Origin of the sequence: Bradyrhizobium sp. STM 3561, assembly GCF_045571455.1 — a bacterium.
Taxonomy (GTDB): Bacteria; Pseudomonadota; Alphaproteobacteria; order Rhizobiales; family Xanthobacteraceae; genus Bradyrhizobium; species Bradyrhizobium vignae.
In genome coordinates this window covers 5,921,238-5,942,270 of sequence record NZ_CP120695.1, presented here as the reverse complement: position 1 = coordinate 5,942,270, position 21,033 = coordinate 5,921,238, and the positions used below count along the sequence as shown (strand labels likewise).

The following is a 21,033-nucleotide window of genomic DNA, read 5'->3' as shown; positions in this document are numbered from 1 at the left end:
AGCGCGCTCATGCGAGGCAGCATCGTGTTCAATTCGTCTTGTACCTGTTGCCGCGCAGCACGTCCTTCAGGCCCGTCGGATAGAGGCTCGGTCCGCCATCCAGGTCGAGATCGGCAAGGTCGAACCAGCGGGCGACGATCTCTTCTCCGTTGTCCTCGCGGAAGTCGATGCGGTCCTGGCCGGCGAAGGCGCCCTCTGGAAACGCGACCTCCGCGACGAACATCACCTCGTGGCCGGTCGATCCCTCATGCACAAAAATGTTCTCCAGCAGCAAGGGCTCGCTGGCGATGGTGACGTCGATGCCGAGTTCTTCGTTGAATTCCCGCACGAGCGCCGCGTGCCAGCTCTCGCCGAACTCGATCTCGCCGCCGAGCGGGCGCACGGCCTTGATCCGGCCCGCATCGTCGCGCACCTCGGCGGCCAGCAGCCGCCCGTCGCGCCAGTGCAGGCCGATTGCGACGACGCGGATGCGGGGATGTGCCGCCATGTGCTCATGGGGAAGCGTTATCGCGCGCACCGCCGCTGCGCAATACGCTCAGGCGAGCCTCGTCGGGCTCCCGTCGAGCTGAGCATGATTGCCGCCGTTCGGTCGTAGACCCGACGATCGGTGATCGACGCGCCGACAGGCGGCCTCATGTAACGAGATATTTGGCGACCGCCGCCTCATCCCATGCGATCCCGTTGCCGGGCTCTTCGCTCGGCAGTGCAAAGCCGTCCTTGATCTGCAGCCGCGTTGCCAGCACCGCATCGGCCCAGTCGACATATTCCAGCCAATGTGCGGTCGGCGTCACGCAGAGCAAATGCGCGCTCACCTCCGAGAACAGATGCGTCGACATCTCGATGCCGGCGGCATGCGCCAGCGCGGCGGCGCGAAGCCAGCCGGTGACGCCACCGATGCGCTGCACGTCCGGCATCACGTAATCGCAGGCTTCCGCCGCGAGCGCGGACTGCATCGAAAACGCGCTGTCAAAATTCTCACCGATCTGCAGCGGCGTATGCAGCGCGTCCGCGACGCGGGCGCAGCCGGCATAGTCGTCGTGGCGGATCGGCTCCTCGATCCAGGTGAGGCCCTCGTCGTCGAGCATCTCACCGCGGCGGATGGCCTCGGTCACCGTCAGCGCCTGGTTGTAGTCGCACATCAGCGTCACGTGGTCGCCGACGGCCTTGCGTACCGCGCGCACCACGGCGAGGTCCTCCCGCGCATCATGCCGGCCGACGCGGATTTTGGCGGCCTGAAATCCTTCAGCGAGCAGCTTGTGGGCTTCCTCGACCGCGGCGCCGGCCGGCATGATGCCGAGGCCTTTCGAATTGTAGGCCCTCACCGGCTTCGGCGTGCCGCCAAGCAGGCGCACCAGCGGCAGGGCGTTGCTGCGCGCCAGCGCGTCCCAGGCGGCCATGTCGATGCCGGATTGGGCCAGCCGTTGCAGACCGGCGAGGCCCAGCAGGGTGAAGCGCTGGGTCAGCTTGCGTTCGATCTCGAACGGCAGCAGCTCGTCGCCGGCGAGCAAGTCCGACATTTCGGTGACCATCGCCGTCAGCGGCTTCAAGGCCGAGGGCGTGATCGAGAACAGATAGGCATGGCCGGTCTCGCCCTGATCGGTCTCGCAGTCGATCAGCACCAGCGGCGCCTTGGCGACTGCGCCGGTCGAGGTCTGGAGCGGCAGATTCATCGGCACGATCACGGGCCGCGCGTGGAAGCGTTTGATGCGGATGGTCTCGGTCATGGAGTCTCCCGGCGGAGCAGATGCAGGTTGCGACCGATCTTAAACATCCGTGAGGAAACGAAAAGGCGCCTGGCCCGGCCACCACAAAATGGGGGTTGCGCGGGTTTGTGATTCACCGCGCCGCGCCTTCCGTGAACGCCGTCTCGATCACCTCACCAAAGGGCTGCCACGAGCGTCCGTCGAACTGGACCAGCCGCATCTGCCTGATCGGCAGATAGCGGTCCGGCGAGGTGTTCATCCTGATGTTGGGCAAGGCGACCGAGGGCTGGTAGTCCCTGAGCGAAGCCGCCTGACGCATGATATTGTCGCGCGAGAAATCATCGCCGCATTGCGTCAGCACCTGCGTCAGCGCCTCGGCCGCGGCGTAGCCATAGAGTGCGGCGCTGTTGTTGGTGCTTTCGACCTGATGGTATTTGTCCATGAAGGCGAACCAGTCCTTCATGGCGGAATCGTTTTTCCAGGCGGGATCGCTCGGGTCCTTCAGAAAGGCCGCCGAGATCACGCCGGCGGAGTTCTCGAGGCCCGCGGGCGCCATCGCGTTGGCGATCGAGGCGGAGGCATCGTTGACGATGAAGACCGGATGCCAGTTGAGCGACGCCGCCAGCTTGATCACCTTGGACGCCGTCGACGGCACGCCGAGAAAGACGAAGATGTCGGCGCCGGCGCGTTTGAGAATCGAGACGTGCCCGTCGAGATGCTCATCGCCAATGTCGAAGGCGATGTCGACGAGGACGTGACGGTTGAGATCGCCAAGGCCTTCCTGGATGCCCTTGTAGAGCATGCGCCCGAACTGGTCGTTCTGCCAGAGCACCACGATCTTCTTTTGGGGGTAGTAGGCCTGGATGTAGTTGGCATAGATCCGCCCCTCCGACCTGAACGACGGCTGCCAGCCCATGGTCCAGGGAAACGCGCTTGGCTGGCTCAGCTCCTCATCGCCGGAGGCGACGAACAGCTGCGGGATCTTCTTCTCGTTCAGATACCGGCGAGTCGCGAGGTTTCCGGGCGTGCCGAACGAGCCGAACATCAGATGGACGTCCTCGCTCTCGACCAGACTGCGCGTCAGCTCCAGCGCGCTTCCCGGATCGGAATTGTCGTCGCGGGTGATGAAGCGGATCTTGCGGCCGTTGATCCCGCCACGCGCGTTGACCATGTCGAAATAGGCGGCCTCAGCCTGGCCGATCGCGCCGAACTCCGACAGCGGTCCCGAATAAGGCATGACATTGCCGATTCGGATTTCCTTGTCGGTTGCGGGTTGCTCGGTGTGTTGCAGCGACATCGCCCCAAGCGAGGCCGAAGCAACGATCAGAACGAACAGCAGTCTGCCGGTGACGCGCATGCTCGACACCTTGTCGTTGGCCCCCAACGAGGTCGGCTCAATCCGCAGCAAGGCGGGTTGGTGTAGGTCGAGCGTTTGGCGATCGTATGGCTGGGCGAGTCCGCTTCAACCCGGCGCAGGGCCGAACGAAATGGCAGGCGTGTTGACACGCCTGCTACGGCAAACCCCGCGCCTCGAGCTGGTGCACCAGCAGCAGCGTCGGCTCCGCAAGACTATCGCCCGAGCCATCGAGGCCAAACGCGGCCGCGATGCCGTCGCGGCTGCGCAGCAATGCGCTGCGCGGGCAATGGCCCGCGCCGCACAGCGTCTTCTTCAGGGTCTCGCCTTGCGCGACGAGGCCGGCGGAATCGTCCGCGGCCCAGGCCAGCACGATCGGCACGTCGACATTGAGGATGCCGGGGAAGACCGATCGCTTGTCGTATTGGGTGGCATCTGGGCCGAGATAGGCCTTCTCGCTGTCGCTCGCGTCCTTGCCGACGCGGTAGATCCCGGACACCAGCACGACGCCGGCGACGTCGGCGCCGTCGGTCTGCAGCTCGGGATGCGCCAGCAGGGTGGCGACATGGAAGGCGCCGGCGCCGTAGCCGACCGCGACGATTTCGCGAGCATCGCCGTTGAAGAGATCGATATTGCCGTGGACCCAGGACAGCGCCGCCGCCACATCGGACGCGCCGGCCGGCCAGGTCGCCGAGGGCGCCAGGCGATAGTTGACGCGGACCCCGATCATGTCGTTGCGCGCCGCAAAGCACATGGCTTGGTCCTGGATCTGGCGCGACAGCTCCGGCGCGGCGCGGTCGCCGGTGAAGGTATCCCCCGCCACGAACAGCAGCACCGGCCGCGGTGTGTCCGCCTTGGTGGCGCTGGTCGCGACATCCAGCGCATTGGCCTCGGTCTCGCCATAGCGCAGACCGCGCGAGAAGGTGACCTGCTCGCATAGCCGCGCGGTGCCGCCGGCGGTGGTGTCGGAATCGGTCAGGCCCACTTGCACGAGACCGGAGGGCGGCGGCAGCCGGCCCGGCACAGGTCCGTGCGCGGAGGCCGTGGTCATGGTCAGAAGCAGGAAAAATGTCAGACAATTCTTCATGATGATGCCGGCCTTGCGGGGCTCATATTGGCTCGCTGATCTGGCCTGTCTTTTCAATTCGCCTCATTAGTCGGCTGGGCTTGAGGCGAATTCGCGGCACCTTCGGCCAGCACGGACCAGGCGCTTGGCATGTCGCCGCATTTGGAAGGCAGCTTCGCGGGGCCCGGGAGGATTGCGCGGAGCAGCCGTTTTGTCTCGATTCATCAGGCCGTTGTCCGGCGTCGCCCGGTCTCGAGCCGGCAACGGCTTTCTACTGTGCATGGGGTTGTTTTCGCAGTTTTTGTTTTGGACCGCCTGCTTATCGCGGCTTCATCGTCCGGAAAGTGATGGAGTAGCGACGCGCCTCGACCGGCGGGATGCTGTGCTCCCATTGCGACCGCGCCTCACCGTCCATCATGTAGAGCGAACGCGGCAGGGCTTCGAGCGCGTGGCGCTCCCACTTGTCGCCGTTGCGGCGGCGGAAGCGGAATTTGCAACGAGCGCCCAGCGATAGGCCGAGGACCTTGTCGAAATGCGGCTTGTCGCGATGCCAGCCGATGCCGACGCCAACTTCATATTCGGTGCACAGCACCTGCCGGACGCTGCCCTCTGTGAGCCCCGCCCATGCCTCGACCTGGCGCGCGACCGGCCGCACCCAGTCCGGGATCGGCTCGGCCTCGATGAGCCGCTGCAGCGCGTAGTCGTAGCGATAGCCGAACGATGCCACGCGGCGGTTGCCCTCGAAGGCGCCGAACTGGAAGCGCCGGAGCGGCAATGCTGCGATGCGGCCAATCAGATCCTGCTCGGCGGCGGCACCGATAAAATTGTTCGTATAGCGAAGACCGGTTGGGCCTGCCTGCGCATCGGCGAACAAACCAAGCTGCGTCATTTCTCGCATTTCCGTGATGGAACCTAAAGACGGCTGGTGCGACTTACATAAGACGCGGGAAGAAACGTGCGAGGCTGTCATGGCAGAGAAGCATACCGCCGATCCGGTTGAGATCATGCGCGCGACCGGTCATCCTGAGCTGGAATACGCCGCCGGCTGGACCATCGCCGGTCTCGTCACCATCGGCGCCATTGTTGCCGCCTGGGTGTTCGCGATCTAGGCCAGAGGGAGTTGGAGCTCGAAGGCCGCGCCCCCGTCGGTCGGCTTCAGCCTGATCGAGCCGCCATGGCTCGCCATCACCGCACGCGCGATCGCCAGCCCCATCCCGGTGCTGCCCTGGTCCCGGCGGGTGGTGAAGAACGCGTCAAAGATCCGGTCGCGGTTCGGGGCCGAGATCGGTTCGCCGTCATTGCTCACGGTCAGCCGCAAGGTCGTACGCTCGTCCGCCGCCTCGAGCCTGATCGTCTGCGCCTTGTGCCGCATCGCATTGTCGGCGAGATGCGACAGCACGATCAGCGCCTTCTCGATCACGTTGTCGCAGGAAAGTGCCGCGAGCTTGGCGCGGATGTTGCGGATGCGGCTGTCGATGGTGCGGTCGGAGACCTGGATGTTGAGCTGATAGGCCGCCCGCATCAGCTGCTCGCGGTTGAACACCGAGGTCGGACGGGTCAGGAACGCGCACAAAATGCCGAGCTCGATCGCCGTCAGTTTGAGCGGTGCGCCAGCGAAGGACGCCACGTGCTGGTCGGGATCGATCAGGAGACTGCCTTGCGTTAGTGTCTGCAAGGCCGTGGCGGAAGCGATCAACGCCGGCGTCGATCTGCTGCTGGTCGCCTACGACGGCGCGCAGTTCTACCGCGTCTTCGCCTGCGCTCGGCAACTATCCGAATGACGTCTTGACCGGCTGCGATCTCCATCACGCATTGTGCTTCGACCGCGGGTGCGATATGGCTCTCGCGCTTTCCAGAGGCGGAGACGAGCTTTGTCGAAACAATCCCTGCGCGAGGAGGCCGAACGCCTGATCCGCGAATCGATGGAAAAGAAGACCATCGTCGTCAAGCAGGGCACCACCCGAATCGAGGCCGTCTGCGGCAAGTGCGGCGCGCCGAACCGGGTGCAGGCGGAGAAGGGGCAGACCCGCGTCAAGTTCGCCTGCAAGAATTGCGGGCACAAGCAGGAGACGCTGTAGGGCGTTTGCGCGAAACTTGCCGGGCGCGAACACTCCGACCCTCATCCTGATGAGCCCGCTGAAAGCGGGCGTCTCGAAGGATAGAGGCCCCAGCCGGGCCTGCATGGTTCGAGACGCGCGCAAGGGCGCGCTCCTCACCATGAGGGTCTGATTGCTATTCCGCCTCCACGAACTTCTTGAACGCATCCGCGTAATCCGGGTGCCAGCGCGACAATGGCGGGCGGTTCTCGATGATGTCGCCGGCGGCCCAGAGCATACGCTTCTCATCGAGAGCGCGCGGCACGTCGTTGTCCGGACAAAGAATGTAGAAATCGCCGGCCTCCAGCCGCGCCAGCATGAAATCGACCGTCTGCTCCGGCGTCCAGGCGCCGGCCGGTTTCTCGGTGCGTCCCTTGGCGGTGAGGCCGGTGAAGACGAAGCCCGGGATCAACAGATGAGCCGTGATGTGGCAGTCCTTGCTGTTGCGCAGCTCGTGTTGGAGCGCCTCGGTGAACGCTTTCACGCCGGCCTTCGAGACATTGTAGGCGGGATCGCCCGGCGGCGTGGTGATGCCCTGCTTGGAGCCGGTATTGATGATGAGGCCACACCTGCCGCGTGCGATCATGCTCGGCGCGAAGATCCGCGAGCCGTTGATGATGCCCCACATGTTGACGCCGATGATGCGCTGCCAATGATCGGGCTCGCCGAACAGCGTGCTGCCCGGCTGGATTCCGGCATTGTTCATGAGGATGTCGGTCCCGCCAAACCGCTCGCGTACTGCGCGCTCCAGTTCCGTCACGCTTTCGATCTCGCTGACATCGACGGCGAGAGTCATCACGTTCGTGGCAGCCGTGACGGATGACAGTCTTGTTGCAGCTTCTGCCAACCGTGTCTCGTCGACATCGGCGATACACACCTTCATTCCAGCGCGCGCAAAGGCGATGGCAGCGGCAAATCCGATGCCGGATGCGCCACCCGTGATCACGGCAACATTGTCTTTGGTGATGGCGGGATGTGGCATGGATGGTCTCCGTGGAACGCTCTCGTCGAGCTATAACATGACAGCAGTGCGACCCTGCACAAGTCGGCATGGGAGGTCTTCGGTCCGTGCTGCCTTTACGCCTATCTGCCACGGCTGTATCCTCGATCGAACGATCCCGCCCAGATCGAGCCAATCAATAACCTGACAGGGAGTGCAGCCATGGCTGTGTCGCAGGCTATTCCGATCACGCGCCATCCGTTCGCAAATGGGTCCTACAAGCAGATGCTGATCGACGGCAGGTGGGTCGACGCCGCCTCAGGCAAGCGCTTCGAGACCCGCAATCCCGCAACCGGCGAGCTGCTTGCAACGGTCGCCGAAGGCGACAAGGAAGACATCGATCGTGCCGTTGCCGCCGCTCGCCGCGCGTTCGAAGGTCCGTGGAGCAACGTCAAGCCGTTCGAGCGGCAGAACCTGCTCTTGAGGCTCGCCGACCTCGTCGAGAAGAACTTCGACGAATTGTCGCAGCTCGACACGCTCGACATGGGCGCGCCTCTCAGCCGCACCCGCGCCTATCGCCTGCGCGCCATCGGCATGCTGCGCTATTACGCCGGCCAGACCACGGCAATCCACGGCGAGACCATCGAGAACTCGCTGCCCGGCGAGATCTTCTCCTACACTCTGAAGGAGCCGGTCGGTGTCGTCGGCGCCATCATCCCGTGGAACGGCCCGCTGACCGCGACGATCTGGAAGATCGGCCCGGCGATCGCGACCGGCTGCACCGTGGTGCTCAAGCCCGCCGAAGAGGCGCCGCTGACCTCGCTGCGCATCGCCGAGCTCGCGATGGAAGCGGGCATTCCGCCGGGCGTTGTCAACGTCGTTCCCGGCTACGGCGAGACCGCGGGCGCGGCGCTGGCCTCGCATCATGATGTCGACAAGGTCGCCTTCACGGGCTCGCATGTGACAGGCCAGTCGATCATCCGCGCCTCGGCCGGCAACTTGAAGCGCGTCTCGCTCGAGCTCGGCGGCAAGTCGCCGGACATCGTGTTCGCGGATGCCGATCTCGACGCGGCGGTGCCGGGCGCGGCGATGGCGGTATTCGCCAATTCGGGTCAGATCTGCAGCGCCGGCACGCGCCTGTTCGTCGAGCAATCGATCTATGACGAATTCGTCGGTCGCGTCGCCGAGTTCGGCAAGAAGCTGCAGGTCGGCAACGGCCTCGATCCCAACGTGCAGATCGGTCCGCTCGTCTCCGAGCAGCAGCTCGAGCGCGTCACCGGCTATCTCGACATCGGTCAGAAGGAAGGCGCCAAGGCGCTCGCCGGCGGGGGTCGCGTCACCGAGGGCGCATTGTCGAAGGGCTTCTTCGTCTCACCGACGGTGTTCGCGGGCGTTGAGGACGACATGCGCATCGCGCAGGAGGAGATTTTTGGTCCGGTCATCTCCGCGATCGCGTTCAAGGACATGGACGAGCTGGTCAAGCGCGCCAACAACACCACCTTCGGCCTCGGCTCCGGTCTGTGGACGCGCGACGTCAGCAAGGCCCATGCAGTGGCGAAGCGCCTGCGTGCTGGCTCGGTGTGGGTGAACTGCTACCAGGCGATGGATCCAGCCGTGCCGTTCGGAGGCTACAAGATGAGTGGCTACGGCCGCGAGTCCGGCAAGCAGCATGTCGAGGAATATCTCAACGTGAAGGCTGTCTGGATCAAGACGGCGTAAGATCCATATCCCTCCCGTGTTCCGCGGAAGGGAATATCTGCCTTCGCGGGGCAGCACCTTTTCCGGTCGCTGCCCCTCGCTATATGATCCGCGTCCTTTCCTAGTCGTTCGGGGCCCACATGAAATTCGAAGCGTTGTTTCAACCGTTGCAGGTTGGTCCGTACAAACTTGCACACCGCGTGGCGATGGCACCGCTCACCCGGATGCGCGCCGAGCGCGACAGCTTTTCCCCGCGTCCGCTCAATGCTGAATATTACCGCCAGCGCGCGACGAAAGGCGGCCTGATCATTGCCGAAGCCTCGCCGGTGCTCTCGCATGGCCGCGGCAACCCGGCGACACCCGGCATCTATTCGCAGGCGCAAGTGGCGGGCTGGCGCAAGGTGGTCGATGCCGTGCATGCCAAGGGCGGCATCATCTTCCTCCAGCTCTGGCATGTCGGCCGCGTCTCTCACTCTTCTTTCCACGGCGGTGCGCTGCCGGTTTCGGCCTCGGCCATCCCGATCAAGGCCGAAGGCATGAAGGCGATGACGGCCGACGGCAAGATCGCCGACTACGAGACGCCGCGCGCGCTGGAGACCGAGGAGGTCAAGGACATCATCGAGGCGTTCCGGCAGGGTGCCAAGAACGCGCTTGCCGCGGGCTTCGACGGCGTCGAGATCCACGGTGCCAACGGCTATCTGCTCGAGCAGTTCCTGCAGTCGCGCAGCAACCAGCGCACCGATCAATATGGCGGCTCGATCGAGAACCGCGCGCGCCTTCTGCTCGAAGTCACGCAGGCCGCGATCGACGTCTGGGGCGCGAACCGCGTCGCCGTCCGGCTGTCGCCACATGGCATCGCCAATGATTCCGGCGAGCCCGATCCGATGCCGCTTTACACCCATGTCGTGAAGGCGCTCGACAAGCTCGGCCTGGCCTACCTGCACTTCATCGAGCCGCGCTCGAGCGGCGCCGGCCGCGCCGACGTGCACTGGGAGAATGTGCCGTCGGCGATGGTGCTGTTCCGCCCACTCTACAGTGGCGTGCTGATGACCGCCGGCGGCTTTACCGGCGAGACCGCAAACGCGGCGATCGCCGAGGGACACGCCGATATCATTGCCTTCGGCCGCATCTTCATCTCCAATCCGGATCTGCCGCGGCGGCTGGAGCACGACTATCCGATCACGCCGTACAACCGCGCGACGTTCTATGGCGGCGAGGAGAAGGGGTATACGGATTATCCGGTGTATGACGAGCTGACGCCCGCCTGACGCTGCCGTAGCCTGGATGGAGCGCAGCGCAATCCGGGATCGTCCCCGCGTCAAGATCCCCGGATTGCGCTTCGCTCCATCCGGGGTACGGGACTTTTGTGTTGCTCCGACCACCACCACAAATTCCGTCATTGCGAGCGCAGCGAAGCAAATCCAGCATCTCTCCGTTGAGGCAGCCTGGATTGTTTCGCTGCGCTCGCAATGACGACGGGGAGACTTCCATGGCCAAAGCCGCAGCCGCCGCAGGAATAGCCACCGGCCAATGCCTCTGCGGCAAGGTCACCTTCGAGATCGACGTTCCCGCGCGCTGGGCATGGCATGATCACTCCGCCGCCAGTCGCCGCGCCCACGGCGCAGCTTACGCGACCTATATCGGTAGCTGGAAGAAGCGCTTTCGCATCACGTCCGGCAAGACCGTGCTCACCCGCTACGAGGACAAGGTAACCAAGACCGCGCGCAGCTTCTGCTCACATTGCGGGACGCCGATCATGTACGAACGTCCGCGCGGACCGCACATGGTCAACATTCCCCGTGCCCTGTTCAACGAACGCACCGGCCGCCAACCGCTCTATCACATCGCGATCGAGGAGCTGCAGGAATGGGCCTATACTGGCGAGCCGCTGGTGCCGCTGAAGGGCTTTCCGGGCGTGGTCTGGCAGCGCTCGAAAAAGAAGAAGCGCGCGGGCGGCGAGGATCCGTTCGAGCTGGGCCGCGAGGAGATATAGTGCGAGCCGCACCTCCGCTCTCGTGCCCAGGACGCGGCGCAGCGCCTCCCCTGCGATGCGAAGCATGGTCCGGTGCGGCGGTGGCTGCTGAGCCGGTGCCCATGCCTCAGCGAACTCGGCGCGAATATCTGTGTCCCGGCCCTGCGCCGCAACGTTGCACGTTGCGTCGCGTCCGGGACACGAGAGTGGGGCTTCCACGCAACGCAGCCATGAGCGCGCTTCCTTGCGCGCATCCCAAAACTTCGGCCATCATGCCTCCGTCCTTGCGGCAACGTCCGCTCCTGGAGGAAACATGAAGAACAAGATCACCGGCCGCTCCGCCTTTCTCGCGCTGCTCAAGGACGAGGGCGTCTCGCATCTGTTCGGCAATCCCGGCACCACGGAGCTGCCGATCATGCATGCGCTGAAGGACCATCCCGATCTCACCTATGTGATGGCGATGCAGGAGAGCCTGGTGGTGGCGATCGCCGACGGCTACAGCCGCGCCTCCGGCAAGCTCGTCGCCTGCAACGTTCACGTCGCGCCCGGCCTCGGCAACGCCATGGGCTCGCTCTACAACGCCCAGTTCACGGGCACGCCGATGATTTTGACTGCAGGCCAGCAGGAGCAGGGCCACGGCCTGATGGAGCCGGTGCTCTATGGTCCTCTGGTGCGTATGGCCGAGCCGCTGGTGAAATGGGCGGTCGAGGTGACGCGGCTGGAGGATCTGCCGCGCATCGTGCGCCGTGCCGCCAAGGTGGCGATGACGCCGCCGACCGGGCCGGTGTTCATTTCGCTGCCCGGCGACATCCTCAACAGCGAAGCCGGCATCGATCTCGGCCGCTCCACCCGCATCGACGCGCGTGCAAGGCCGTCGGATGAAGCGTTGAAGACCTTTGCCGCACGGCTGCTGAAAGCCGAACGGCCTGTGATCGTCACCATGGACGAGGTGGTCAAGAGCGATGCTCTGAACGAGGCGGCTGAGTTGGCCGAGCTGCTCGGCGCGGCCGCCTACCAATCCTCGACGCCCTATGGCTCGCACTTTCTCTCGGAGAGTCCGAGCTTCATCGGCACGTTGGCGCGCGTGCAGAAGGCCGCACGCGATACGCTTGCGCCGTACGATCTCCTGATCGCGCTGGGCGGCGATCCCCTGCGGATGTCGGTTTACAGCGAAGTGGACGCGCTGCCGGATGGCCTTGGCATCGTGCAGGTCGGTCTCGTCGATTGGGAGATCGCCAAGAACTACGGTGCCGAGATCGCGCTGAAGGCGGATTTGAAGGAAACGCTGCGCGCGCTGATTCCCGTGCTGAAGGAGATGGGCGGCGCGACACTCGCGGGCCGCGCGAAGCAACGTCTCGCCGAACTCGCGCCGAAGAACTGGACCGCACGCCGCGCCGCGCTCGTCGAGCAGATCGGCAGGAGCGCCGCCCGCACGCCAATCGATCCGGATTTTCTGGTGCTGCAGATGGTCGAGGCGATGCCTGATAATGCCATTCTCGTCGATGAAGGGCTCACCTCCAGCCGCCAGATCACGGCGCTGCGGCCGCATCGCGATCGCTATGGCTACCACGGACTTGCCTCCGGCGGCATCGGCTGGGGCCTGCCGGCGTCAGTCGGCGCCAGCATCGCCAATCCGGATCGCCCCGTGGTGTGCTTCTCGGGCGATGGCAGCGCGATGTATTCGATCCAGTCGCTGTGGACGGCCGCGCATCACAAGCTGCCGCTCAACATCGTCATCGTCAACAATGGTGGCTATCGCATCATCAAGCAGCGGCTGCTCGCCTTCCATGGCGATGACAATTACGTCGGCATGGACTTCGTCGATCCGCCCGTGGATTTTGCCGGCATCGCGAAGGCGCTCGGCTGCGAGGCGATCAAGATCAGCGACCCCTGCGAGCTGAGGGCGACGCTGGCGTCGGCGTTCGGCCGGCCGGGGACGAAGCTGATCGAGGTGATGGTGGACGGGAAGGTGTAGGGCGGCCTGGCGCCACGTTCTCAGCGCCCGACTTGATGTTCAGCCCGGGGGCACGTGGTGGCTATCTTTTCCTCCCCACCCGATACCCTGCGGCCGGATGCGGCCCGTCGAGCCTCGCGCGCCCCTCACCGAACAGCTTCTCCCGCAGCGTACCCTTGGCATAATCGCTCTTGTACCGCCCGCGCCGGGTCAGCTCCGGCACCAGCATATCGGCGATGTCCTCGAAATCGCCGGGTGAGATCGCGAACGCGACGTTGAGACCGTCAACGTCGGTCTTCTCGAACCAGTCCTCGATTTTATCAGCGACCATCTCGGGCGTGCCGACCACGACCGGACCGGCGCCGCCGATGCCGACATGCTCGATCACATCGCGCACCGTCCAGATGCGATCAGGATCAGCGCGGGTGACGTTGTCCATCGCGCTGCGGCCGGCGTCGTTCTGGACATGGCGCACCTGCTGGTCGAGGTCGTAGCCGGAGAAGTCGACGCCGGTCCATCCCGACATCAGCGCCAGCGCTCCCTCGGGGCTGATGTGACGGCGGTAGTCGGCGTATTTCTCCCTGGCTTCGGCTTCCGTCCGTCCAAGGATGATCGTCATCATCGAGAACATCAGGATCTCCGCCGGGTTGCGGCCGAGCGCAGCGGCCTCTTGCCGGATCGCTGAGACGCGCGGCGCGATCACCTTGGCCGACGGTCCCGACATGAAGACGCACTCGGCATGGCGTGCGGCGAACTGGCGGCCGCGCGGCGAGGTGCCGGCCTGGTACAGCACGGGCGTGCGCTGCGGCGATGGCTCGCTGAGGTGAATGGTGTTGTTGATGCGGTAGTTCGCGCCCTCGTGATTGACGCGATGAACTTTTGCGGGATCGGTAAAGATGCCGCGCGTCCGGTCGCGCAGCACGGCATCGTCCTCCCAGCTTCCTTCCCAGAGCTTGTACACCACCTCCATATATTCGTCGGCGATGTCGTAGCGGTCGTCATGTCCGGTCTGCTTGTCCTTGCCGGCACCGCGCGCGGCGCTGTCGAGATAGCCGGTGACGACGTTCCAGCCGATGCGTCCCTCGGTGAGATGATCCAGCGTCGACATCCGCCGCGCGAACGGGTAGGGCGGCTCGAACGACAGATTGCTGGTGACGCCGAAACCGAGATTTTGCGTCACCGCGGCCATCGCCGAGAGCAGCAGCAGCGGCTCGTTCGACGGCGTCTGTGCTGCATTGCGCAAGGCTGCGTCAGGGCTGTTGCCATAGACATCGTAGACCCCGAGCACGTCCGCCAGGAACAGCCCGTCGAAACGGCCGCGCTCCAGCGTCTTGGCGAGATCGATCCAGTAGGGCAGGCGGTTATACTCGGCGGTGCGGTCGCGCGGATGGGTCCAAAGGCCCGGTGACTGGTGTGCGACGCAATTCATCGCAAAGGCGTTGAGCCTGATCTCTTTGGCCATGCTGGTCCCCTCGGCGCCCTGTACTGAGCGCTCTTCGAATGATAGATTTGTGCGCCCCAACTTGGCGAAGTTCTTGCATATGTTTGGGGATTGGCAAGGTCAAAATCAGCGGTGCGCCGCGCTTGGCGAGCCAATCTCAAGCGAGCAAGAACGAAATCCCAAGAACCGCCCAAGAACCGCCCAAGAACGATCCAACGCCCCGCCACTTTCGACGGCCTATGTACCTCGCTACGTTCGCCGGCATCGAAACCTTGAAAACGAAAGCAATGACCAGAGCCGACGCCATCGCCCGCGCCCGCGACGATTTCAAATCCGGTGCGTTCCTCGCTGAACTCGACCGCCGCGTCGCGTATCGGACCGAAAGCCAGAATCCGTCGCGCGGCCCCGAGCTGCGAGCCTATCTGGAGCAGGAGATGCAGCCGGCCTTCGCCGCGCTCGACTTCACCAGCCGCATCGTCGAATCCCCAAGCGGCAAGGCGCCGTTCCTGTTCGCCGAGCATCACGAGAGTGCGTCCGCGCCGACCGTGCTGGTCTACGGCCATGGCGATGTCGTCGACGGCATGGAAGGCGAGTGGCGCGAGGGGCGCGATCCCTGGCGCACGACAATTGCGGGTACGCGCCTCTATGGCCGCGGCACCGCCGACAACAAGGGCCAGCACAGCATCAACATGGCCGCGCTCCGTGCGGTGCGCGACGCGCGCGGCGGCAAGCTCGGGTTCAACGCCAAGTTCATCATCGAGATGGGCGAGGAGATCGGCTCGCCCGATCTCGGCAAGGTCTGCGATCTCAATCGCGATGCGCTCAAGGCCGACCTGTTCATGGCCTCCGACGGCCCACGCCTGTCGGCCGATCGGCCGACGCTGTTTCTAGGCTGCCGCGGCGGCATCCGCATTCATCTCGACGTGAATTTGCGCGATGGCGGGCATCATTCCGGCAATTGGGGCGGCGTGCTCGCCAACCCCGCGACCATCCTGGTCAACGCGATCTCGACCCTGGTCGACGGTCATGGCCGCCTCCAGCTCGAGGCCCTGAAGCCGCCGCGGCTCACCAACCAAATCCGCAGCTATCTCGCCGACGTTGAGGTGGTGCCGACAGCGGACGAGCCGGCGCTGGCCGAGAACTGGGGCGAGGAGGGGTTGTCGGCGGCCGAACGGCTCTATGCCTGGAATACGCTCGAGGTGCTGGCGATGTCGTCGGGCAATATCGAGAAGCCGGCGAACGCCATTCCCGGCCGCGCCAGTGCCGTGCTGCAACTGCGTTTCGTCGTCGGCACCAAAATTGACGGGCTGATCGAGGCGATCCGCGCGCATCTGGTCCAGAAGGGGTTTCCAATGGTCGAGGTGCGCGCGGCGCAGAGTTTTGCTGCATCGCGCACCGATTTCGACAGCCCGTGGATAAAATGGGCGGCGGATTCGGTGCAGGAGACCACCGGCAAGGCGCCGGCCGTGCTGCCGAACTTTGGCGGCTCGCTGCCCAATGACGTGTTCTCCGAGGTCCTGGGCCTGCCGACGATCTGGGTCCCGCACTCCTATCCCGGCTGCTCCCAGCATGCGCCCAATGAGCACATCCTGCTGCCGTTGACCGAAGAGGCCTTGACGGTGATGGCCGGGCTGTTCTGGGATCTCGGCGAGTTGCCGGCGCCGTTAACCTGAGCCGATAATCCAGCCGAAAGTTACATTCTAATCCGGCTCGATTTGTGCTTGCATCCGGGCCGCATCATCCGAAAGGGGAAGAAAAACGTGAAACATTTCCGTCACATCGGGCTCGCGCTCGCCGCAACCTTCGTCGTCAGCCAGGCCGGGGCGCAGGAGCTGACCGGCACGCTGAAGAACATCAAGGACACCGGCGCGATCACGCTCGGCTTCCGCGATTCCTCGATCCCGTTCTCCTATCTGGACGACAACCAGAAGCCCGTCGGGTTCGCGATGGACATCTGCTACAAGATCGTCGAGGCCGTGAAGAAGGAGCTCAAGCTCGACAAGCTCGAGGTCAAGCTCAACCCGGTGACCTCGGCGACGCGCATCCCGCTGATGGCCAACGGCACCATCGACCTCGAATGCGGCTCGACCACCAACAATGCCGAGCGCCAGAAGCAGGTCGCCTTCACCAATACCCACTTCCTGACCGCCAGCCGCTACGTCTTCAAGAAGTCGAGCGGCTTGAAGTCGATCGACGACCTCAAGGGCAAGACCGTGGTCTCGACCGCCGGCACCACCAACATCAAGCAGCTCACCGAAGCCAACGTCGCGAAGGGACTCGGCGCAAACATCATCCCGGCCAAGGATCACGCCGAGGCCTTCCTGATGGTCGAGACCGACCGTGCGGTCGCCTTCGTGATGGACGACATCCTGCTCGCGAGCCTCGTCGCCGGCTCGAAGAACCCGGACGACTACGCCGTCTCCAAGGACGCGTTCTCCAAGCCCGAGCCCTACGGCATCATGCTGCGCAAGGACGATCCCGCCTTCAAGAAGGTGGTGGATGCTGCGACCGCCGCGCTCTACACCTCGGGCGAGGCTCAGAAGATCTACGACAAGTGGTTCACCCAGAAGATCCCGCCGAAGGGCCTGAACCTCAACACCCCGATCTCGGCCGAGCTGAAGAACGAGTTCGCCAAGCCGACGGACTCGCCGAACCCGGACGACTACAAGTAAGATAAAGCCTCGATCTTTCGATCGGGATCATGTCCGGCCACTCTTGACACCAGGGTGGCCGGACATTTGCATAGGCGCTCAGGACATCCATGGCTGGCGCGTTCGCGCGGGGGACACGTGAACTACAACTGGAACTGGGGAATCTTTTTCCAGCCGAACCCGATGGGGACCGGCACCTATCTCGACATGCTGTTGTCGGGTTTGGCGCTGACTCTCAAGACGGCGGCGCTGGCCTGGATCATCGCGTTGATCACCGGCTCGATCGTCGGCGTCATGCGCACGATGCCGTCGAAGGGCGCCAACTGGTTCGGCTTCCTTTATGTCGAGTTCTTCCGCAACATGCCGCTGCTCGTGCAGCTGTTCCTGTGGTTCTTCGTGCTGCCGGAACTGCTGCCAAAAGGTGCGGGCACTTGGCTGAAGCAGCTGCCGAACGCGCCGTTCTGGACGGCTGCGATCGGCGTCGGTTTCTTCATGTCGGCACGCGTGGCCGTGCAGTTGCAGGCGGGCATCTCCTCGCTGCCGCGTGGGCAGAGGATGGCGGCGACCGCGCTCGGCCTCACCACGGTGCAGGGCTATCGCTACGTGCTGCTGCCGATGGCCTTCCGCATTATCTTGCCGCCGTTGACCTCCGAGTTCCTCAACACCATCAAGAACACCGCGGTCGCAATCACCATCGGCCTGCTCGAGCTGACCGGACAGGCGCGCTCGATGCAGGAATTCTCGTTCCAGGTGTTCGAGGCCTTCACCGCCGCGACCATCCTCTATCTCCTCGTCAACGCCGTCGTCGTGACCGCGATGCGCTTCCTCGAGCGCTGGGTCGCGATCCCCGGCTACATCACGGGGAAATAGCGCCATGCTCGGCAACTTCGATTTCGACGTCATCCGCCGCGCGCTGCCCTACCTGTTTTATGAGGGCATGACGTTCACGCTGACGCTGACGGGGCTCGCAGCTCTCGGCGGCCTGATCTTCGGCACGGCGCTTGCCCTGATGCGCCTCTCCGGCCTCAAGCTGCTCGGCCGGATCGCCGGCATCTATGTCGACTTCATGCGCTCGCTTCCGCTGGTGCTGGTCATCTTCTGGTTCTACTTCCTGGTGCCCTATATCGGGCAATGGCTGACCGGCGCCTCGCGCCCGATCAGCGTCGGCGCGTTCGCCTCCTCGCTCATCACCTTCATCATGTTCGAGGCGGCGTACTTCTCCGAGATCATGCGCGCCGGCATCCAGTCGATCTCGCGCGGCCAGCCGGCCGCGGCGAGTGCGCTGGGCCTGACCTACGCCCAGACCATGCGCTACGTCGTGCTGCCGCAGGCCTTCCGCAACATGCTGCCGGTGCTGATCACGCAGACCATCGTGCTGTTCCAGGACACCTCGCTGGTCTACGTGCTGTCGATCACCGACTTCCTCGGCGCGGCGAGCAAGGTCGCCCAGCGCGACGGGCGCCTCGTCGAAATGTACCTGTTCGCAGCAGTCGTCTACTTCACCATTTCCTGTATCGCGTCCTTTGGAGTCCGCCGTCTCCAGGCGCGCATCGCCATCATTCGCTAGGTGGATCGTGAACTCCAGATTCCGAAATGAGGTGCCCTTCACTTCTCCCACAGGGAGAGGTCGGATCGCGCGAGCGATCCGCGTGAGGGGTTTCGCCCCGACGATGGACCTGTACCCCTCACCCGGCGCTTCGCGCCGACCTCTCCCCGTGGGAGAGGTGAATCGAGACTGCTGAGGCGCTTGAGAAACACATGATCGAAATCAGCCACGTCAACAAATGGTACAGCCCGAGTTTCCAGGTGCTGACCGACTGCACCACCAGCGTCACCAAGGGCGAGGTGGTCGTGGTCTGCGGTCCCTCCGGCTCGGGCAAGTCGACCCTGATCAAATGCGTCAATGCGCTGGAGCCGTTCCAGAGCGGCGACATCCTGGTCGATGGCACCAAGGTCAATGATCCCAAGACCAATCTGCCGAAACTGCGCTCGCGCGTCGGAATGGTGTTTCAGCATTTCGAGCTGTTTCCGCACCTCAAGATCATCGACAATCTCTGCCTCGCCCAGGAGAAGGTGCTTGGCCGTGGCCACGACAAGTCGGTCACCAAGGGCATGCAACTGCTGGAGCGCGTCGGGCTTAAAGAGCAGGCGCAGAAGTTTCCCGCGCAACTCTCCGGCGGCCAGCAGCAGCGTGTTGCGATTGCCCGCGCGCTCGCGATGGATCCGATCGTGATGCTGTTCGACGAGCCGACCTCGGCGCTCGACCCCGAAATGGTCAGCGAAGTGCTCGACGTCATGGTCGATCTTGCCCGCGAAGGCATGACCATGATGGTCGTGACCCATGAGATGGGCTTCGCCCGCAAGGTCGCCAACCGCGTCATCTTCATGGACCGCGGTGAAATCGTCGAGGACGCTCCGAAGGAAGACTTCTTCGGCAAGCCCCGCAGTGACCGCGCGCAGAAGTTCTTGTCGAAGATTCTGTCGCATTAGACGTTGCCAGTCCGGGGCGCGACGCAGTCGCGAGCCCGGAATCCATTTGGCGGCCGTACGCGATGTGAGATGGATTCCGGGCTCATTCGCTTTGCGAATGCCCCGGAATGACGGATCGAGGGTTTATCGGGCCCGGCAAATCTCCTATACCGATGGCTAAATTCCCTTTCCCGCCAGGAGACTTGCCTTGGACCCGCTCGCCTATGTCAACGGCTCATTCGTCCCGCTCTCGGAAGCCAAAATCTCGATCCTTGATCGCGGCTTCCTGTTCGCCGACGGCATCTACGAGGTCTCGGCGGTGCTGGATGGCAAGCTGGTCGACAATGCCTCGCATCTCGCGCGGCTGGAGCGGTCTGTCGGCGAGATCAAGCTGAAGCTGCCCGAGACGGTCGAGCGCATCACCGAGCTGCAGAAGGAGCTGATCGCGCGCAACAAGCTCGAAAGCGGCCTCGTCTACCTCCAGGTCACGCGTGGCGCCGACAAGGGCCGCGACTTCCCGTTCCCCAAGGGCGACGTCAAGTCGAGCCTGGTGATGTTCACCTCCGAGAAGGACATCATCAACGCTCCGGTGGCAAAGACCGGCATCAATGTGATCACGGTGCCCGACATCCGCTGGGAGCGCCGCGACATCAAGAGCGTCGCGCTGCTGGCGCAGGTGCTGGCGAAGCAGGCTGCGGCCGAAGCCGGCGCCGGCGAAGCCTGGATGCTGCAAGACGGCTATGTCACCGAAGGCGGCTCGTCCTCGGCGTTCATTCTCACCAAGGACGATGTCATCGTCACCCGCAAGAACTCCAACGCGATCCTGCCGGGCTGCACCCGCAAAGCCGTGATCGCGCTTGCCGAGGAGCGCCAGCTCCGTGTCGAGGAGCGGTCCTTCACCGTCGCCGAGGCGCTCGCCGCCAAGGAAGCCTTCATCACCAGCGCATCCTCCTTCGTGCAGCCGGTGGTCGCGATCGACGGCAAGAAGATCGGTAATGGTGAGCCCGGCCCGATGGCAACGCGGCTGCGCGAGATCTACGTGGAGTTCGCCAAGGCGACGGCGGTCTGAGCCGCACTCCGCTATCGGTGGGCAAAGCGAGGCGTGCCCACGTCTTCTGTTGGATTCATGGAGAAATGGTGGGCACGGCGCAAGTGCGCCTTTGCCCACCGTACGAAACCTGCGCTGAGGCGCACGCCCCTACGCCACCGACGCCTTCACCTTTACCGGATGTACCGCACGGAACGCGATCGCGATCCTGTTCCAGGCGTTGATCGCCCCGATCAGCATGGTCAGGTTCACTGTCTCCGCGTCGGAGAATTGCGCGCGAACCTGTTCGTAGACGTCGTCCGGCGCGTGCGTCTCTGAGATCAGCGTCACCGCCTCCGTCCAGGCCAGCGCGGCGCGCTCGCGGTCGGAATAGAGCGGGGATTCGCGCCAGGCATTCAGCAGGTAGATGCGCTGCTCCGTCTCGCCGCGCTTGCGGGCGTCCTCAGTATGCATGTTGATGCAGAAGGCGCAGCCGTTGATCTGCGATGCCCGGATCTTGACCAGCTCGATCAGCGATTTCTCCAGGCCTGTCGACTGGATCTGCTCTTCCAGCGCCATCAGCGCCTTCATCGTGTCGGGTGCGGCCTGGTAGAAGTTCATACGGGGCTTCATGGTCGTTCTCCTTGCTTGCTGGGGTGAAA

The 21,033-nt window shown here is 64.2% G+C and carries 20 protein-coding genes and 2 pseudogenes; 12 read left to right on the top strand and 10 right to left on the bottom strand.

Features of this window, described 5'->3' with window-relative positions; translation table 11 throughout:
• Positions 1-28 precede the first annotated feature (28 nt).
• The 5 genes from P6U28_RS28190 to P6U28_RS28170 form a co-directional block, all read right to left on the bottom strand.
• Positions 29-487: an NUDIX hydrolase gene (locus tag P6U28_RS28190; RefSeq protein WP_407120288.1), complete on the bottom strand. Its 459-nt coding sequence runs from the start codon at positions 485-487 to the stop codon at positions 29-31.
• A 145-nt stretch (positions 488-632) separates the two neighbouring features.
• A complete protein-coding gene (locus P6U28_RS28185; RefSeq protein WP_122400881.1) occupies positions 633-1,724 on the bottom strand; it encodes an enolase C-terminal domain-like protein in 1,092 nt (363 codons plus the stop codon).
• A gap of 112 nt (positions 1,725-1,836) precedes the next feature.
• Entirely contained in the window at positions 1,837-3,060 is a 1,224-nt protein-coding gene (locus P6U28_RS28180; RefSeq protein WP_164936770.1) for an ABC transporter substrate-binding protein, read from the bottom strand.
• Between the two features lie 154 nt (positions 3,061-3,214).
• Positions 3,215-4,144, bottom strand: a complete 930-nt coding sequence (locus tag P6U28_RS28175; protein WP_129142643.1) for an alpha/beta hydrolase — start codon at positions 4,142-4,144, stop codon at positions 3,215-3,217.
• A 298-nt stretch (positions 4,145-4,442) separates the two neighbouring features.
• Positions 4,443-5,012 (bottom strand): alpha-ketoglutarate-dependent dioxygenase AlkB, encoded by a 570-nt coding sequence (locus P6U28_RS28170; RefSeq protein ID WP_122400883.1) that lies wholly within the window; start codon positions 5,010-5,012, stop codon positions 4,443-4,445.
• A gap of 79 nt (positions 5,013-5,091) precedes the next feature.
• On the opposite strand from P6U28_RS28170, the gene P6U28_RS28165 reads away from it, so the two are divergent.
• Complete coding sequence (locus P6U28_RS28165) at positions 5,092-5,232, top strand: hypothetical protein (protein ID WP_164936762.1); 141 nt, start codon at positions 5,092-5,094, stop codon at positions 5,230-5,232.
• Here the strand turns inward: P6U28_RS28165 and P6U28_RS28160 are convergent.
• A pseudogene (locus P6U28_RS28160) lies at positions 5,229-5,537 on the bottom strand (sensor histidine kinase); the annotation flags it as partial. The gene P6U28_RS28165 and the pseudogene P6U28_RS28160 overlap by 4 nt on opposite strands.
• Positions 5,535-5,789, bottom strand: a pseudogene (locus P6U28_RS28155) (winged helix-turn-helix domain-containing protein); the annotation flags it as partial. The pseudogenes P6U28_RS28160 and P6U28_RS28155, both read right to left, overlap by 3 nt.
• A 205-nt stretch (positions 5,790-5,994) precedes the next feature.
• Here P6U28_RS28155 and P6U28_RS28150 point away from each other — a divergent pair.
• Positions 5,995-6,201, top strand: coding sequence for a hypothetical protein (locus tag P6U28_RS28150; protein ID WP_025033895.1), 207 nt, complete (start codon positions 5,995-5,997; stop codon positions 6,199-6,201).
• A 154-nt stretch (positions 6,202-6,355) separates the two neighbouring features.
• Here P6U28_RS28150 and P6U28_RS28145 read toward each other — a convergent pair whose 3' ends face one another.
• Complete coding sequence (locus P6U28_RS28145) at positions 6,356-7,201, bottom strand: SDR family oxidoreductase (protein WP_209294655.1); 846 nt, start codon at positions 7,199-7,201, stop codon at positions 6,356-6,358.
• 180 nt (positions 7,202-7,381) lie between these two features.
• On the opposite strand from P6U28_RS28145, the gene P6U28_RS28140 reads away from it, so the two are divergent.
• The 4 genes from P6U28_RS28140 (at position 7,382) to P6U28_RS28125 (ending at position 12,804) form a co-directional block, all read left to right on the top strand.
• Positions 7,382-8,878, top strand: coding sequence for an aldehyde dehydrogenase family protein (locus P6U28_RS28140; RefSeq protein WP_122400885.1), 1,497 nt, complete (start codon positions 7,382-7,384; stop codon positions 8,876-8,878).
• Positions 8,879-8,997: 119 nt separating this feature from the next.
• A complete protein-coding gene (locus P6U28_RS28135) occupies positions 8,998-10,125 on the top strand; it encodes an alkene reductase (protein ID WP_407120287.1) in 1,128 nt (375 codons plus the stop codon).
• Between the two features lie 221 nt (positions 10,126-10,346).
• Entirely contained in the window at positions 10,347-10,850 is a 504-nt protein-coding gene (locus P6U28_RS28130; protein WP_122400887.1) for a GFA family protein, read from the top strand.
• Positions 10,851-11,142: 292 nt separating this feature from the next.
• Complete coding sequence (locus tag P6U28_RS28125) at positions 11,143-12,804, top strand: thiamine pyrophosphate-binding protein (protein ID WP_407120286.1); 1,662 nt, start codon at positions 11,143-11,145, stop codon at positions 12,802-12,804.
• Between the two features lie 61 nt (positions 12,805-12,865).
• On the opposite strand, the gene P6U28_RS28120 is transcribed toward P6U28_RS28125, so the two are convergent.
• Positions 12,866-14,245 (bottom strand): LLM class flavin-dependent oxidoreductase, encoded by a 1,380-nt coding sequence (locus tag P6U28_RS28120; RefSeq protein ID WP_122400889.1) that lies wholly within the window; start codon positions 14,243-14,245, stop codon positions 12,866-12,868.
• 266 nt (positions 14,246-14,511) lie between these two features.
• Here P6U28_RS28120 and P6U28_RS28115 point away from each other — a divergent pair, with 266 nt between their 5' ends.
• The 6 genes from P6U28_RS28115 to P6U28_RS28090 all read left to right on the top strand — a co-directional run bounded on the left by P6U28_RS28115 (position 14,512) and on the right by P6U28_RS28090 (position 20,413).
• Positions 14,512-15,897 (top strand): M20 family metallopeptidase, encoded by a 1,386-nt coding sequence (locus tag P6U28_RS28115; RefSeq protein ID WP_129142636.1) that lies wholly within the window; start codon positions 14,512-14,514, stop codon positions 15,895-15,897.
• A gap of 87 nt (positions 15,898-15,984) precedes the next feature.
• Complete coding sequence (locus tag P6U28_RS28110) at positions 15,985-16,896, top strand: amino acid ABC transporter substrate-binding protein (RefSeq protein ID WP_129142635.1); 912 nt, start codon at positions 15,985-15,987, stop codon at positions 16,894-16,896.
• A 117-nt stretch (positions 16,897-17,013) separates the two neighbouring features.
• Positions 17,014-17,745 (top strand): amino acid ABC transporter permease, encoded by a 732-nt coding sequence (locus P6U28_RS28105; RefSeq protein ID WP_407120285.1) that lies wholly within the window; start codon positions 17,014-17,016, stop codon positions 17,743-17,745.
• A 4-nt stretch (positions 17,746-17,749) separates the two neighbouring features.
• Positions 17,750-18,442 carry an amino acid ABC transporter permease gene (locus tag P6U28_RS28100; RefSeq protein WP_122400892.1) on the top strand — a complete coding sequence of 231 codons (693 nt, stop codon included), beginning with the start codon at positions 17,750-17,752 and terminating at the stop codon, positions 18,440-18,442.
• Positions 18,443-18,633: 191 nt separating this feature from the next.
• The gene (locus tag P6U28_RS28095) at positions 18,634-19,365 is read left to right on the top strand and encodes an amino acid ABC transporter ATP-binding protein (protein WP_122400893.1); all 732 of its coding nucleotides are present in this window, start codon (positions 18,634-18,636) and stop codon (positions 19,363-19,365) included.
• 187 nt (positions 19,366-19,552) lie between these two features.
• Positions 19,553-20,413, top strand: a complete 861-nt coding sequence (locus P6U28_RS28090; RefSeq protein ID WP_122400894.1) for a D-amino-acid transaminase — start codon at positions 19,553-19,555, stop codon at positions 20,411-20,413.
• Between the two features lie 129 nt (positions 20,414-20,542).
• On the opposite strand, the gene P6U28_RS28085 is transcribed toward P6U28_RS28090, so the two are convergent.
• On the bottom strand, positions 20,543-21,004 hold the full coding sequence (locus P6U28_RS28085) for a carboxymuconolactone decarboxylase family protein (RefSeq protein ID WP_122400895.1): 462 nt from the start codon (positions 21,002-21,004) through the stop codon (positions 20,543-20,545).
• Between the last annotated feature and the right edge of the window lie 29 nt (positions 21,005-21,033).

Coding starts and splice junctions, on each gene's coding strand:
- P6U28_RS28180 (WP_164936770.1), bottom strand. CDS start 3,060: ATGCGCGTCACCGGCAGACTGCTGTTCGTTCTGATCGTTGCTTCGGCC.
- P6U28_RS28185 (WP_122400881.1), bottom strand. CDS start 1,724: ATGACCGAGACCATCCGCATCAAACGCTTCCACGCGCGGCCCGTGATC.
- P6U28_RS28145 (WP_209294655.1), bottom strand. CDS start 7,201: ATGCCACATCCCGCCATCACCAAAGACAATGTTGCCGTGATCACGGGT.
- P6U28_RS28190 (WP_407120288.1), bottom strand. CDS start 487: ATGGCGGCACATCCCCGCATCCGCGTCGTCGCAATCGGCCTGCACTGG.
- P6U28_RS28140 (WP_122400885.1), top strand. CDS start 7,382: ATGGCTGTGTCGCAGGCTATTCCGATCACGCGCCATCCGTTCGCAAAT.
- P6U28_RS28120 (WP_122400889.1), bottom strand. CDS start 14,245: ATGGCCAAAGAGATCAGGCTCAACGCCTTTGCGATGAATTGCGTCGCA.
- P6U28_RS28125 (WP_407120286.1), top strand. CDS start 11,143: ATGAAGAACAAGATCACCGGCCGCTCCGCCTTTCTCGCGCTGCTCAAG.
- P6U28_RS28095 (WP_122400893.1), top strand. CDS start 18,634: ATGATCGAAATCAGCCACGTCAACAAATGGTACAGCCCGAGTTTCCAG.
- P6U28_RS28100 (WP_122400892.1), top strand. CDS start 17,750: ATGCTCGGCAACTTCGATTTCGACGTCATCCGCCGCGCGCTGCCCTAC.
- P6U28_RS28170 (WP_122400883.1), bottom strand. CDS start 5,012: ATGACGCAGCTTGGTTTGTTCGCCGATGCGCAGGCAGGCCCAACCGGT.
- P6U28_RS28165 (WP_164936762.1), top strand. CDS start 5,092: ATGGCAGAGAAGCATACCGCCGATCCGGTTGAGATCATGCGCGCGACC.
- P6U28_RS28115 (WP_129142636.1), top strand. CDS start 14,512: ATGACCAGAGCCGACGCCATCGCCCGCGCCCGCGACGATTTCAAATCC.
- P6U28_RS28135 (WP_407120287.1), top strand. CDS start 8,998: ATGAAATTCGAAGCGTTGTTTCAACCGTTGCAGGTTGGTCCGTACAAA.
- P6U28_RS28175 (WP_129142643.1), bottom strand. CDS start 4,144: ATGAAGAATTGTCTGACATTTTTCCTGCTTCTGACCATGACCACGGCC.
- P6U28_RS28130 (WP_122400887.1), top strand. CDS start 10,347: ATGGCCAAAGCCGCAGCCGCCGCAGGAATAGCCACCGGCCAATGCCTC.
- P6U28_RS28085 (WP_122400895.1), bottom strand. CDS start 21,004: ATGAAGCCCCGTATGAACTTCTACCAGGCCGCACCCGACACGATGAAG.